The organism is Duganella sp. BJB476, assembly GCF_003416895.1.
Lineage (GTDB): Bacteria > Pseudomonadota > Gammaproteobacteria > Burkholderiales > Burkholderiaceae_D > Rugamonas.
Window position 1 is genome coordinate 129,939 of record NZ_QVIO01000004.1, and the last position, 14,352, is coordinate 144,290.

14 protein-coding genes are annotated in these 14,352 nt (G+C 63.5%); 11 read left to right on the forward strand and 3 right to left on the reverse strand.

Annotated elements, in window-relative coordinates; translation table 11 throughout:
- Positions 1-16: 16 nt before the first annotated feature.
- Both D0T21_RS17125 and D0T21_RS17130 read left to right on the forward strand, forming a co-directional pair.
- Positions 17-442 carry a biopolymer transporter ExbD gene (locus D0T21_RS17125; protein WP_116991995.1) on the forward strand — a complete coding sequence of 142 codons (426 nt, stop codon included), beginning with the start codon at positions 17-19 and terminating at the stop codon, positions 440-442.
- The gene (locus tag D0T21_RS17130; protein ID WP_116991996.1) at positions 442-768 is read left to right on the forward strand and encodes a barstar family protein; all 327 of its coding nucleotides are present in this window, start codon (positions 442-444) and stop codon (positions 766-768) included. The genes D0T21_RS17125 and D0T21_RS17130 overlap by 1 nt, the downstream gene beginning before the upstream one ends.
- Here D0T21_RS17130 and map read toward each other — a convergent pair.
- The 3 genes from map to D0T21_RS17145 all read right to left on the reverse strand — a co-directional run bounded on the left by map (position 755) and on the right by D0T21_RS17145 (position 2,828).
- Positions 755-1,591, reverse strand: coding sequence for a type I methionyl aminopeptidase (gene map / locus D0T21_RS17135; protein ID WP_116991997.1), 837 nt, complete (start codon positions 1,589-1,591; stop codon positions 755-757). The two genes, D0T21_RS17130 and map, sit on opposite strands and share 14 nt — an antisense overlap.
- Positions 1,592-1,637: 46 nt before the next feature.
- Positions 1,638-2,003, reverse strand: coding sequence for a VOC family protein (locus D0T21_RS17140; protein WP_116991998.1), 366 nt, complete (start codon positions 2,001-2,003; stop codon positions 1,638-1,640).
- 72 nt (positions 2,004-2,075) lie between these two features.
- On the reverse strand, positions 2,076-2,828 hold the full coding sequence (locus D0T21_RS17145) for a helix-turn-helix transcriptional regulator (RefSeq protein WP_116991999.1): 753 nt from the start codon (positions 2,826-2,828) through the stop codon (positions 2,076-2,078).
- Between the two features lie 142 nt (positions 2,829-2,970).
- Between D0T21_RS17145 and leuS the strand changes: the two genes are divergently transcribed.
- The 9 genes from leuS (at position 2,971) to D0T21_RS17190 (ending at position 14,348) form a co-directional block, all read left to right on the forward strand.
- Complete coding sequence (gene leuS / locus D0T21_RS17150) at positions 2,971-5,601, forward strand: leucine--tRNA ligase (RefSeq protein ID WP_116992000.1); 2,631 nt, start codon at positions 2,971-2,973, stop codon at positions 5,599-5,601.
- Between the two features lie 11 nt (positions 5,602-5,612).
- Positions 5,613-6,179 (forward strand): LPS assembly lipoprotein LptE, encoded by a 567-nt coding sequence (gene lptE, locus D0T21_RS17155; RefSeq protein WP_116992001.1) that lies wholly within the window; start codon positions 5,613-5,615, stop codon positions 6,177-6,179.
- 9 nt (positions 6,180-6,188) lie between these two features.
- On the forward strand, positions 6,189-7,205 hold the full coding sequence (holA, locus tag D0T21_RS17160) for a DNA polymerase III subunit delta (protein ID WP_116992002.1): 1,017 nt from the start codon (positions 6,189-6,191) through the stop codon (positions 7,203-7,205).
- Positions 7,206-7,216: 11 nt separating this feature from the next.
- Positions 7,217-8,488, forward strand: coding sequence for a glutamate-5-semialdehyde dehydrogenase (locus D0T21_RS17165; protein WP_116992003.1), 1,272 nt, complete (start codon positions 7,217-7,219; stop codon positions 8,486-8,488).
- Between the two features lie 8 nt (positions 8,489-8,496).
- Positions 8,497-8,913, forward strand: a complete 417-nt coding sequence (locus D0T21_RS17170) for a CopD family protein (protein ID WP_116992004.1) — start codon at positions 8,497-8,499, stop codon at positions 8,911-8,913.
- Between the two features lie 10 nt (positions 8,914-8,923).
- The gene (locus D0T21_RS17175; RefSeq protein ID WP_116992005.1) at positions 8,924-9,526 is read left to right on the forward strand and encodes a 2-hydroxychromene-2-carboxylate isomerase; all 603 of its coding nucleotides are present in this window, start codon (positions 8,924-8,926) and stop codon (positions 9,524-9,526) included.
- Between the two features lie 31 nt (positions 9,527-9,557).
- A complete protein-coding gene (locus D0T21_RS17180; protein WP_373886687.1) occupies positions 9,558-10,760 on the forward strand; it encodes a class I SAM-dependent RNA methyltransferase in 1,203 nt (400 codons plus the stop codon).
- Between the two features lie 12 nt (positions 10,761-10,772).
- A complete protein-coding gene (locus tag D0T21_RS17185; RefSeq protein WP_199538545.1) occupies positions 10,773-12,053 on the forward strand; it encodes a multidrug effflux MFS transporter in 1,281 nt (426 codons plus the stop codon).
- Positions 12,054-12,257: 204 nt separating this feature from the next.
- Positions 12,258-14,348 (forward strand): HDOD domain-containing protein, encoded by a 2,091-nt coding sequence (locus tag D0T21_RS17190; protein WP_116992008.1) that lies wholly within the window; start codon positions 12,258-12,260, stop codon positions 14,346-14,348.
- Positions 14,349-14,352: the final 4 nt, after the last annotated feature.

Below are 14,352 nucleotides of genomic sequence, written 5' to 3' on the forward strand. Positions count from 1 at the left end.
TTTAAAAGGAGCGAGCATGAGCTTTGGCGCATTCAACCACCACCGCAATCCGGGGCCGATGGCCGACATCAACGTCACGCCGATGGTGGACGTGATGCTGGTGCTGCTGGTGATCTTCATCCTCAGCGCGCCGATGTTCACCCACGCCGTCAAGCTGGACCTGCCGAAGGCGCAGGCGCAAGCCAGCCCGCAGCAGGCCGCGACGGTCACGCTGTCGATCGACGGCACCGGCAAAATATTCTGGAATAACGACCCGGTCGAGCAGAGCGTGCTGGAAGCGCGCCTGGTCGAAGCGGCCAAGCTGGAGCCTCAGCCGGAACTGCAACTGCGCGCCGACAAGGACACCCGCTACGAAGTGGTGGCGCAAGTAATGGCGGCCGCGCAGTCGAATGGATTAACGAAATTGGGCTTCGTCACCGACCCCAAGAAAGAGAAAAAATAATGGCAACCGCAGAACTGAACGGCGCGGCGATCACCGACTTTGACGCCTTCCACGCCGCCTGCAAGGCCGCGCTGGGCTTCCCCGACGGCTACGGCAACACCATGGACGCCTGGGTCGATTGCCTGAGCTATCTGCGCGACGAAGACGGCATGAGCAAGTTCCGCCTGAAGCCGAACGAAGTGCTGGAAATCGTCATCACGGGCGCGGAGGCCATGAAGGCCGCCGTGCCGGATATCCTGGAAGAAGTGACGTACTGCGTGGCCGGTATCAACGAGCGCTACGAAGACTACGGCGAAAAGCCGGCCCTGAAACTTACGCTGCGCTAGCGGCAGTACCGGCTGGCACGGCGTTCGGGATCAGCGCCTTGGCGCCGGTCTCGCCTGGGGCCAAGGTCAGCACCTCGTAGCCGGTCTCGGTTACCAGCACCATGTGCTCCCATTGCGCCGACAGCGATTTGTCGCGCGTCTCGACGGTCCAGCCGTCGTTCAATTCCTTGGTCGCCGCCTTGCCGGCATTGATCATCGGTTCGATCGTGAACAGCATGCCCGGCTTGAGCACCACGCCCTGGCCTGGACGGCCATAGTGCGCCACTTGCGGTTCCTCATGGTAGACCATGCCGATGCCGTGGCCGCAGTAATCCAGCACCACGCTGTAGCCGGCCTTCTCGGCGATGGTCTGGATCGCGAAGCCGACGTCGCCCAGCGTGGCGCGCGGCTTGACGGCGCGGATGCCGGCCCACATCGCCGAATAGGTGGTCTCGACCAGCTTGCGCGCCGACTTCGACGGCTCGCCGACGTAGTACATGCGGCTGGTGTCGCCATGCCAGCCATCCTTGATGACGGCGACGTCGATGTTGATGATGTCGCCATCCTTGAGGATGTGGTCTTCCGCCGGAATGCCGTGGCAGACCACGTGGTTGACCGAGCTGCACACGGTGGCCGGGAAGCCGCCGTAGCCGACGTTGGCCGGCGTCACCTGCTGCACGTTGACGATGTAGTCGTTGCACAGCTGGTCGAGGTAGGCCGTGCTGACGCCCGCCTTGACGTGCGGCGCGATCATGGTCAGCACGTCGGCCGCCAGCTGGGCGGCGACGCGCGCCAGGACGATTTGCTCGGGCGACTTGATCAGGTTGGCGTTGCGACGGGACATGGGACTACCTCTTTCATTTTTTAAGCCGCGTATTCTGCCACAACCGCTAGCGCACCGCTTTCAAGTCGAAGTGCGGGTTGTCGATCAGGCAAAGCAAATTACCGAACGGATCGGCCAGTTCGACCGTCTTGATGTTCTCGCCGACGTCCTGGATGGCGCCCTGCACGGTGGCGCCCAGGGCGACGATGCGCTCGACTTCGGCGGCGATATCGTCCACGCCCCAGTAGACCATGCTGCCGGTCTGGCCCGGCTTGCCGTCCGGGATCAGGCCCAGCTCGAAGCCGCCGATGTTGAAGCCGACGTAGAACGGCTGGTCGAAGTAGGGGGCGGTGTCGAATACCTTGCTGTACCAGGCCTTGGCGGCCGCCAGGTCGGTGACCGGGTAGGCCACGGTGCGTAATCCCTTGATCATGCTTGTCTCCACTGAGATGTTGAAAACATCATCTTGGCACAATGCTGTCGCCGGCGATTGTAAAAATGGAAGCTAGGCAGCCAGCAGGAAGCGCTCCGGCGCGCTGCCGGCGAATTCCTGGAAATCGTGGATCAGGTGCGACTGGTCGAAATAGCCGCATTCCAGCGCCAGTTGCGCCCAGTCCGGCGCCGGCGCTGTCTTGAGCGCGGCCGTGGCCCGGCGGAAGCGGCAGATGCGCGCATACAGCTTGGGCGACAGCCCGACCCGCGCACGGAACAGCGCCGCCATGTGCTGGCGCGATACGCCCAGCTGCGCCGCCAGATCCTCGATGCGCAGGGCGCCGCCGCTGGCGTCCAGCGCGGCCAGGGCGCGGCGGATCAGCAAATCGCCCGGATCGCCCGGCTTGCCGGTCGCGCGCAGCCGCAGCAACAGCTGATGTTCGATCAGGGCGATCCGCTCGCGGTCGGACAGCTCGCAGGTCCACAGCGCATCGGCCAGCCGTTCGGCATCGCTGCGGCCCCACAGCTGGTCGATATCGGCCCGCTGGTCGGTCAGCGCGTGCAGCGGCGCGGCCAGGAAGGCGCCGGCCGCGCCGGGCTTGAAGCGCACCGCCACCGTCCGCAGCGGCCCGCCGCTGGCCACCAGGATGGCGCTGCTCATCATGCCGACCGCGAAGCCGGGCCATCCACCGTCCTGCCACAGAATATCGACGCAATTATCCGGCAGCACCCGGTGCGTATGGGCGCCGCCCGGCGCGCAGGCGGCCCACATGCACTCGACATGCGCGGCCAGCGCCGGATGGGGAGGATATTCGCGATAGTACATCCGTCCAGTATACCCCGGGGGTCAAGTCTGACATTCGGACACGGTCTCTTCCGCAGTGCAGCAGAGGCCGTGTCCGAATGTCAGACTTGACCCCCTGGGTTATAATGTCCGGTTCATATTCACTTATTGGCCGCACACCATCATGCAAGATAAATATAGTCCCGCTGACGTAGAAAAAGCCGCTCAATCCCACTGGAAAGCCATCGACGCCTACAAAGCCGTCGAGCACGACCCGCGTTTCCCGAAAGGGAAGTATTACGCCTGTTCGATGCTGCCTTACCCATCGGGCAAGCTGCACATGGGCCACGTCCGCAACTATACGATCAATGATGTGATGTACCGCTACCTGCGCATGAACGGCTACAACGTCCTCATGCCGATGGGTTGGGATGCGTTCGGCATGCCTGCGGAAAACGCGGCGATGGCCAACAACGTGCCGCCGGCGCAGTGGACCTACTCCAACATCGCCCACATGCGCGAGCAGATGGAGTCCATGGGCCTGGCGATCGACTGGTCGCGCGAAATGACCGCGTGCAAGCCGGAATACTACAAGTGGAACCAGTGGATGTTCCTGAAGATGCTGGAAAAAGGCATCATCTACAAGAAGACCGGCACCGTGAACTGGGATCCGATCGACCAGACCGTGCTGGCCAACGAACAGGTGGTCGACGGCCGCGGCTGGCGTTCCGGCGCGCTGATCGAAAAGCGCGAAATCCCGATGTACTACGCCCGCATCACCGACTACGCCGACGAGCTGCTGGCTTACGTCGACGACAAGCTGCCAGGCTGGCCTGAGCGCGTGCGCACCATGCAGACCAACTGGATCGGCAAATCGACCGGCGTGCGCTTCGCCTTCCCGCACCAGATCAAGGGCGCCGACGGCTCCCTGATCCAGGACGGCAAGATGTACGTCTTTACCACCCGTCCGGACACCGTGATGGGCGTGACCTTCTGCGCCGTGGCCGCCGAGCATCCGCTGGCCATCCACGCCGCGCAGACCAATCCCGAACTGGCCGCCTTCAACGCCGAGTGCAAGCTGGGCTCCGTGATCGAAGCCGACATGGCGACGATGGAGAAGAAGGGCATGCCGACCGGCTTGTTCGTCACCCATCCGCTGACCGGCGAGCAGGTCGAAGTCTGGGTCGGCAACTACGTGCTGATCACCTACGGCGACGGCGCCGTCATGGGCGTGCCTGCGCACGACGAACGCGATTTCGCCTTCGCCAAAAAATACAACCTCCCGATCAAGCAGGTCATCGCCGCCGAGGGTAAAGAGTTCTCGACCGAAGCCTGGCAGGAATGGTACGGCGACAAGGACATCTCCATCGTCACCAACTCCGGCAAGTACGACGGCCTGCGCTACGCGGAAGCCGTCGAAACCGTGGCCGCCGACATGGCCGCCAAAGGCCTGGGCGAGAAGAAGATCACCTTCCGCCTGCGCGACTGGGGCATCTCGCGCCAGCGCTACTGGGGCACGCCGATCCCGATGATCCACTGCGGCGATTGCGGCGTGGTGCCGGTGCCGGAAAAAGACCTGCCGGTGGTGCTGCCGGAAGACTGCGTACCCGATGGTACCGGCAATCCGCTGAACAAATACGAAGCCTTCCTCAAGTGCGACTGCCCGCAGTGCGGCAAGCCTGCGCGCCGCGAAACCGATACGATGGACACCTTCGTCGATTCGTCGTGGTACTACATGCGCTATACCTCGCCGGGCGCCGACAAGGCCATGGTCGACGAACGCAATGACTACTGGATGCCGATGGACCAGTACATCGGCGGCATCGAACACGCCGTCATGCACCTGCTGTACGCGCGCTTCTGGACCAAGATCATGCGCGACTTCGGCCTGGTCAAGTTCGACGAGCCGTTCGTCAACCTGCTCACGCAAGGCATGGTGCTCAACGAGACCTACTACCGCGAAGACGCAGCCGGCAAGAAGACCTGGTTCAACCCGGCCGACGTCGACCTGACGCTGGACGACAAGGGCCGCCCGCAAGGCGCGACCTCGAAGGCCGACGGCAATCCGGTCAACATCGGCGGCACCGAGAAGATGTCGAAGTCGAAGAACAACGGCATCGACCCTGCCGCGCAGATCGACCAATACGGCGCCGACACCGCGCGCCTGTTCACGATGTTCGCATCGCCTCCAGAACAGACGCTGGAATGGTCGGGCAGCGGCGTCGAAGGCGCCAACCGCTTCCTGCGCCGCGTGTGGGCGTTCGGCTACGCACAGCGCGAGGCCATCGCCGCCGCCGGCGCGCCGCTGACCGCGGTCGCCACCACGGATGCCGGCAAAGCGCTGCGCCGCGAACTGCACAAGGTATTGCAGCAGGCCGACTACGACATCAAGCGCATCCAGTACAACACCGTTGTATCGGCCTGCATGAAGATGCTCAACACGCTGGAATCGGCCAAGGACGCGGATGCCGCGTCGGTCGCCGAAGGCTACGCGATCTTCCTGCGCCTGCTGAACCCAGTCGCCCCGCACGTCACCCACGTGCTGTGGGAAGAACTGGGCTACGCCAAGGCGCACGGCGACATCCTCAACGTGCAGTGGCCGCAAGTGGACCCTGCTGCGCTGGAGCAGTCCGAGATCGAAATGATGATCCAGGTGAACGGCAAGCTGCGCGGCAGCGTGGTCGTGGCCAAGACCGCCGACAAGGCGAGCATCGAAGCGGCGGCATTGGCCAACGAAGCGGTGCAGAAGTTCATCGAAGGCACGCCGAAGAAGATCATCGTGGTGCCGGGCAAATTGATCAACATCGTGGTTTAACTGGATAGCACATGCTTACTACTTCCGAGTTGTTCCGGCGCGGCCGCCTGGGCGCCGCCGTGCTGGCCGTGGCGCTGACCGTGTCGGCCTGCGGCTTCCATCTGCGCGGCGACGGCGGCCACTACACGCTGCCGTTCCCGTCGATGTACGTCGGACTGCCGGAAGCGTCGCCGCTGGCGATCGATTTGAAGCGCAACATCCGCGCCAACGGCGGCACCACCGTGGTCAGCGCGGCCAAGGATGCCGACGGCGTGATCGAGGTGCTGTCCGACCCCGAAAAGACCCGCACCAAGACCATCCTGACGCTGAACCGCAATGGCCGCGTGAGCCAGTATCTGCTGTCGTACAACATCGTGTTCCGCGTGCTGGACAAGCAGGGCAAGGAGCTGCTGGGACGCACGCAGATCCTGCTGACCCGTCCCATCGACTTCAATGAAACCCAGTTGCTGGCGAAGGAACAGGAAGAAGCGCTGCTGTACAAGGACATGCAGACCGACCTGGTGCAGCAGATGATGCGCCGCATCGCGGCCATCAAGCCGCCGCAGGTGTCGCTGCCGCCGCCGGCCTCCGGCCAGTAAGGACGCGCGATGCAACTGCGGTTAGAAGCGCTGGACGGCCATTTGACGAAGTCGCTGTCCCAGCTGTACGTGATCACCAGCGACGAGCATCTGCTGGCGCTGGAAGCCGCCGACAAGATCCGCAAGGCGGCGCGCGCGCAAGGCTATTCCGAGCGCGACGTGCTGACCGTGGAGCGCAGCTTCAAGTGGGGCGAGCTGCTGGCGTCCAACCAGGCGCTGTCGCTGTTCGGTGACAAGAAGCTGATCGAGCTGCGCATCCCGACCGGCAAACCCGGCAAGGATGGCGGCGCGGCGCTGCAGAATTATGTGAAAGACCTGAGTCCGGACAACCTGACCCTGATCACCCTGCCCAAGCTGGATTGGCAGACGCAGAAGGCGGCCTGGGTCGCCAGTCTGCAGCAGGCGGCGGTGTATATCGACATCGCCCAGATTGAACGGGCGCAGTTACCCAATTGGATAGGCCAGCGCCTTGCCGCACAAGGGCAAAGCGCGGATAGACAGAGCATCGATTTCATCGCCGATCGCGTTGAAGGCAATCTGCTTGCGGCCCATCAGGAGATACAGAAGTTGGCCTTGCTGCACGAGCCGGGCAAGCTGACCTACGAGCAGGTGCACGATGCGGTGCTGAACGTGGCGCGTTACGACGTGTTCAAGCTCAGTGAAGCGATGCTGTCGGGTGATCCGGCGCGTCTGGTGCGCATGCTGGAAGGCTTGAAGGGCGAGGGCGAAGCGCTGCCGCTGGTGCTGTGGGCCGTGTCGGAGGAAATCCGCACGCTGCTCAAGCTGAAGTCGGGCATGGCGCAGGGCCGTCCGCTGGGTGCGCTGCTCAAGGAGTATCGTATCTGGGGACCGAAGGAACGCATGATGGAGCCGGCGCTGCGCCGCATCTCGCTGCCGGTACTGGAAGCGGCGATGCGGGACGCGGCGCAGGTCGACAAGATGATCAAGGGCTTGCGCGCCAAAGCGCACGCCGGCGACGCGTGGGATTCGATGCTGCAGTTAGCGCTGAAAGTCGCACGCGGTTAGGAAAGCTAGCTATGGATATCAAGCACTACATGGAACAACTGGGCCAGCAGGCGCGCAAGGCATCGCGCGCCATGGCCCGTGCCGACAGCGCGACCCGCAACCGCGCGCTGACGCTGATCGCCGACGCGATCGAACGCGACGCCGACCTGCTGCGCGCCGCCAATCAGCTCGACATGGACGCGGCGGCCGCCAACGGCCTGGCGCCGGCCATGCTGGACCGCCTGGCGCTGTCCGACAAGGCCATCGCGACGATGGTGGAAGGCCTGCGCCAGATCGTCGCGCTGCCCGATCCGATCGGCGAAATCTCGGGCCTGAAATTCCGTCCGACCGGCATCCAGGTCGGCCAGATGCGCGTGCCGCTGGGCGTGATCGGCATCATCTACGAATCCCGTCCCAACGTGACGGTGGACGCGGCCGGCCTGTGCATCAAGAGCGGCAACGCCACCATCCTGCGCGGCGGCTCGGAAGCGATCCACTGCAATCGCGCGCTGGCCAAACTGGTCAAGGAAGGCCTGCTGGGCGCCGGCCTGCCGGAGGACGGCGTGCAAGTGGTCGACACCACCGACCGCGCCGCCGTCGGCGCGCTGATCACCATGCCGCAGTACGTGGACGTGATCGTGCCGCGCGGCGGCAAGGGCCTGATCGCGCGCCTGATCGAAGAGGCGACGGTGCCGATGATTAAGCACCTGGACGGCATCTGCCACGTCTACATCGACGCCAAGGCCGACATGAAGAAGGCGCTGGACATTGCGTTCAACGCCAAGTGCCACCGCTACGGCACCTGCAACACCATGGAAACGCTGCTGGTGGCGCGCGCGATCGCGCCGGCGGTGCTGCCGGAACTGGCCAAGCTGTACGCGACCAAGCAGGTCGAGCTGCGCGCCGATCCGGAAGCGATGGCGATCCTGGCAGCGGCGGGCTACCCGCACCTGGTGGCCGCCGTCGAGGAAGACTGGTCGACCGAATACCTGGCCGCGATCCTGTCGGTGAAGATCGTCGCCGGCATCGACGAGGCGATGGAGCACATCAACCATTACTCGTCCAAGCACACGGAAGCCATCGTCACCGAAGACCATACGGACGCGATGCGCTTCCTGCGCGAAGTCGATTCGGCGTCGGTGATGATCAACGCCTCGACGCGCTTTGCCGACGGTTTCGAATACGGCCTGGGCGCGGAGATCGGCATCTCCAACGACAAGCTGCACGCGCGCGGCCCGGTGGGGCTGGAAGGTTTGACTTCGCTGAAGTACGTCGTGTTCGGTCACGGCGAAACTCGTCAATAAGGGGACGTATGCTCTGGATTAAAGCACTGCACATTTTCTTCGTGATTGCCTGGATGTCGGGCGTGTTCTACCTGCCGCGCATCTTCGTCAACCTGGCGATGGAAACCGACAAGGCCACGACCGCGCGCCTGCTGGTCATGGCGCGCAAGCTGTATCGGTTTTCGATGTGGTTGTCGGTGTTCGCGGTGGTGTTCGGTGTGACGCTGGCGTGGATGCAGTACGGCGCGGATTTGCCGCACTGGCTGCACGCCAAGCTGTTGTTCGTGGTGCTGGTGATCGGCTACCACCACGCGTGCGGCGGCATCCTGAAAAAGTTCGAGAAGGGCGTGAACACCCGCAGCCACAAGTGGTATCGCGTCTTCAATGAAATGCCGGTGTTTATGGTGCTGGCGATAGTGCTGCTGGTTGTAGTCAAACCCTTCTGATCGGAGCGTCATGAGTAAAGTTTGCCAGTATTTTTTCGCCGCCCATTCGCCGTGGACGTATCTCGGCCATGAGCGCTTTGTTGCCATGGCGCGCCAGCACGGCGTGCAGGTGGAAGTGCGTCCGGTCGATCTGGGCAAGGTGTTCGGCGTGTCCGGCGGCGTGCCGCTGGCCAAGCGCGCGCCGCAGCGCCAGGCCTACCGCCTGGTCGAGCTGACGCGCTGGTCGGAGTTCCTCGGCATTCCACTGAACGCGCAGCCGAAGTTTTTCCCGGTGTCGCCGGAGCTGGCCAACCGCATGGTGATCGCCGCGCGCCTGACGCACGGCGTCGACGTGTCGCTGGAACTGGCGTTCGCCGTCATGCGCGGGCTGTGGGCGGAGGACAAGAATATCGGCGACGAAGAGACGCTGGCGCAGATCACCGGCAGCCTTGGCCTCGATGGCAAGGCGCTGATCAAGTCGGCGGAGACGGCCAGCGTGCAGGCCGAGTACGACCGCAATACGGAAGACGCAACCGCAGCCAGCGTATTCGGCTCGCCGTGGTATGTGTTGGATGGTGAAAGTTTCTGGGGCCAGGACCGCCTGGACTTCCTGGAAAGAGCAATGCAGAAGTAAGTAGTTTTTTTAACGGACAAAAGGTACACCTATGGCATCCTATTTTTGCCCATGCCCACGCGGCATGGAAGCGGCGTTGGCCGAAGAACTGGGCGAGATCGCCCTGCTGAGCACCACCATGAAGGTGCACAACCAGGTACCGGGCGGCGTGCACTGCTCCGGCGACCTGCTCGATTCCTACCGCATCAACCTGCACTCGCGCATCGCCTCGCGCGTGCTGATGCGCATGGCCGTCACCGGCTACCAGAACGAAAACGACATCTACGACCTGGTGCTGGCGCAGCAGTGGGAAGACTGGTTCACCTACGACCACACCATCCGCGTCGACGTCACCGCCGTGAAGTCCCCGCTGAAAAGCCTGGAGTTCACCACGCTGAAAATCAAGGACGCGATCTGCGACCGCTTCCGCGACCAGTTCGACAAGCGTCCTTCGGTCAACACCAAGGAACCGGACATGCGCATCGTCGGCTTCCTCGACGCGCGCCAGTTCATCATCTACCTCGACACCTCCGGCGAAGCGCTGTTCAAGCGCGGCTGGCGTGAAGAAACCGGCGACGCGCCGCTGCGCGAGAACCTGGCCGCCGGCCTGCTGCGCGTGTCGGGCTGGAAGCCTGGCATGCCGCTGTTCGACCCGATGTGCGGCTCCGGCACCATCCTGTGCGAAGCGGCGCAGATGGTGCAAGGCATCCCGCCGGGCGCGCGCCGCCGCTTTGCCTTCGAAGCCTTCAACGACTTCGATCCGGCGCCGTGGAACGAGATGAAGAATTCGATCAAGGCCAATCCGCTGCCGGCATCGCCGACCATCTTCGGCTCCGACATCTCGGGCGACATGGTGGAGATGACCCGTCATAACCTGAAGTGCGCCGGCATCATGTTCGACGTGCCGCTCAAGCAGATCGAGGCGCAGGAAGTGAAGGCGCCGACCGAGCAGCCGGGCATCCTGCTGACCAACCCTCCGTACGGCGAGCGTATCGGCGTGCGCGGCGACAGCACCATGCCGGAAGACGAACTGGCCACCAGTTTCTACTCGGCCTTGTCGACCACGTTGAAGCAGCGCTTCGCCGGCTGGACGGTGTTCCTGTTCACGGCCGACCTGGGCCTGCCCAAGCTGCTGCGGTTGAAGGAGTCGCGCAAGACGCCTTTCTTCAACGGCGCGCTGGAATGCCGTCTGTTCCGCTTCGATATGGTGGCGGGTTTCAACCGCCGCGAAGCCGCCAAACCTAAAGAAGTCTAAAAACTACGCCACATGTTCCCGACACCTCCAGACTATCTTCCCCCAGATCCTGTCGCGGAGGTGCCGGAACCGCCGCCGTCGCACATGAAAGTCCTTGGCGCCGGCGCGCTGGCCGCCACGCTGGCGGCGCTGTCGATGCTGGGGCCTTTCTCCATTGACGCCTACCTGCCGGCCTTCCCGAATATCCAGGCCACGCTTAATGCCACGCCGATCGAAGTCCAGCAAAGCCTGACCTTCTACATGTTGTCCTTCGCCTGCATGGTGCTGTGGCATGGCGCGCTGTCGGACGCCTTCGGCCGCCGCAACGTGGTTCTGGTGTCGCTGGTGACGTTCGCCATCGGCACGCTGGGCTGCGCCGCCGCGCACAATGTGCACTACCTGTGGGTGTTCCGCATTTTGCAGGGCATGTCGTCCGGCGCCGGCGTGGTGGTGGGGCGGGCCATCATCCGCGACCTGTACGAGGATGCCGCCGCCGCGCGGCTGCTGTCGATGGTGACGATGATCTTCTCGATCGCGCCGGCCATCGCGCCGATACTGGGCGGCTGGGTGGTCACGCTGTTCGACTGGCGGGCGATCTTCCTGGCGCTGCTGGCCTACAGCGTGCTGCTGTTCATCTACTGCTACCGCCGCCTGCCGGAAACCCTGCCGCGCGAAAAGCGCCATCCCTTCAATCCGCACTTCCTGCTGCGTAACTACAGCGAAATCATGCGCTCGCCGCTGTTCCACATGAAGTCCGGCGTGGTGGCCTTCAATTTCGCCGGCCTGTTCCTGTACATCTCGTCGGCGCCGGTATTCCTGCCGCAGCACCTGGGGCTGGGCGCCTCGCAATTCGGCTGGCTGTTCATTCCATCGGTGAGCGGGATTTTCCTCGGCGCGCTGGCGGCCAACCGAATTGCCGGAAAGATGACATTTTCGCGACAGATAGGCATAGGCTTTTGTTTCCTGATGGCGGCGTCGATATTTAACGTTTGCTACCACCTGTTGCTGCCGCCGGCGCTGCCGTGGTCGGTGGCGCCGATGTTCTTTTATACCTTCGGCATGTCGGTGGTCGCGCCGGCGGCGACCTTGCTGGCATTGGACTTGTTCCCGCACATCCGCGGAACGGTGGCATCCTGCCAATCTTTCGCTACCACCCTGCTGGGCGCGCTGGTGGCGGGGGTGATTGCACCCTTCCTATCACACTCGGTGCTCTGGTTAGCCGCAGGACAGATGGCATTTAGTACCTCTGCTCTCGTTTTGTGGTTGACGTCGCGCTATTACCGGAGCATGCTTCTACGCCATCCGGGCCAATAATTATTTACGGCAGGAAATTGAGTTAGTTTAGAAAGAAATCTTACTTGCTGTTAAGTTACTACAAGACTTTATGTTAGTATAACTTTTTGGTAGAAGTTTTTTGCCCACGATTTTTGCACAAACCCGGCCCAGAACCCGCTTGATACGATGCATCAACCTGACCATGATATTCGCAATCGCCTGCTGATTGCCCGTCTGCCGGCAATGCCGCAGATACTCATTAAGTTGATTGAGCACTTGCAGGCCGACGACGCCGGCATGCCGGAGCTGGCCGCCCTGATCGCCAAGGATGCGGCGATGACCAGCAAGATCCTCACCGTCGCCAACAGCTCGGCGTACCACCGCAATGCGCGCGTGGTCGGCCTGGAGCAGTCGCTGGTGTCGCTGGGCACCGACATGATCAAGACGCTGGTCATCAGCGAATCCGTGTTCCAGACCTTTAACAGCTTCCCGCATTCGAGCAGCACCGACCTGCGCGGCTTCTGGAAAGGTTCCCTGACCACCGCCGTCATCGCCCGCGACATCGCCAAGCAGATGGAGTACCCGCACGTCGAGGAAGCCTATCTGGCCGGCCTGCTGCATAACGTCGGCCGCCTGGCGCTGCTGGCCACCGCACCGAAGGAATACGCGTTCAACTTCATGGCGCGCGACGACGAGGACCTGTGCGCCGTCGAACAGCGCACGCTGCAAATCACCCACTCGGAAGCGGGCGCCTGGCTGATCGAACGCTGGCACCTCGATTCCTTCCTGGCCGACAGCGTGCTGTATCACCACGAACCGATCTCGCGTCTGGAGTCGGCCCATCCGCTGATCCGCGTGGTGCGCCTGGCGCACCTGCTGTGCTTCCACGAAGACCATAACCAGGCCATCGAGGAAGCCGGCCACCTGTGCGGCCTGGATGCCGAAAAACTGGAGCAGATCGTCAGCAGCGCCGCCCGTCAGGTGGAGAAGTCCGCCGCCTACCTGGGCATCGACCTGGCCGGCGCCGACGATATTCCAACGCCGACCGCCTATGCGGCGCCGATGGTCGATCCGGTGCAGCAGCGGCTGTCCGAGGAAGTGCGCAATATGGTGCTGGTGTCCGAGATGGGCCAGACCTTCGCGCGCCAGCAGGGCGAAGCCGGCCTGCTGGATGCGATGACGCGCTCGGCGCGCATCCTGTTCGATTTTGAAAACGCCGTGGTGCTGCTGGAGAATCCGACCGGCCACGCGCTGCACGGCACCGCCACCGGCGAGCAGCAGCAGCGGCTGGCCGAATTCGTCATCCCGCTGAACAAAGGCGGCGTGGTGGCCGAGGCGGCGACGGAACGCAAGCTGACCTTCGTCAGCCGCGATTCGCAGGCCCTGAGCGTGGCCGAGGAACAGCTGTTCCGCATCCTCGGCAGCGAGGGCATGGTCTGCCTGCCGCTGGTGGCCAACCAGCGCTGCCTGGGTGTGTTGATCGGCGGCGCGCCGGCGTGGCAGATGGCCAGCTTCCAGAAGCGCGAGCGCTTCCTGCAATCGTTCGGCACCCAGGCCGCCGCCGCGCTGGAAACGGCGATCAGCGAGCGCGGTCACACCAGGCGCCAGATCGCCCACGTGGCCGAAGAATACCGTGAAGCCTCGCGCCGCGTGGTACACGAGGTGAACAACCCGCTGTCGATCATCAAGAACTATCTGTCGGTCCTGGACGGCAAGCTGGCCAAGCGCGAGCCGGTGGTGGGCGAGATGTCCATCCTGAACGAGGAAATCGACCGCGTCGGACAACTGATCAACGGCCTGGCCGATTTGCAGCCGACCGAGAGCTCGCGCGTGACCGATGTCGGCCGCGTGGTGGACGACGTGCTGCGCCTGTTCCGCGCCACCGACTTCGTGCCGGCCTCGGTGCAGATCGTGGTGCGCATGCAGGAGGAGCCGGCCGAAATCGACGGCGACGCCGACCTGCTCAAGCAGATCCTGGTCAACCTGATCAAGAACGCCGTCGAAGCCCTGGCCGACGGCGGCAAGATCGAAATCTCGAACCGCGGTCACGTCAACCGCGAACGCAAGCTTTACCTGGAACTGGTGGTCAGCGACACCGGTCCGGGGCTGTCGGCCGAGGTGCTGGCCAATCTGTTCTCCGCAGTGCGCAGCACCAAGGAAGGCGCACACCACGGCCTGGGACTGTCCATCGTCCACAGCCTGGTGAAGAAAATGCAGGGCCTGATCACCTGCCGGTCCGGTAAAGCGGGTACCACCTTCGAAATCCTGCTGCCCGCCCGTGGCAGCACCAGTCAAGTCGCCGGCGTGCAAACGCGGGCGATGGATTCAGTTTAAGGCC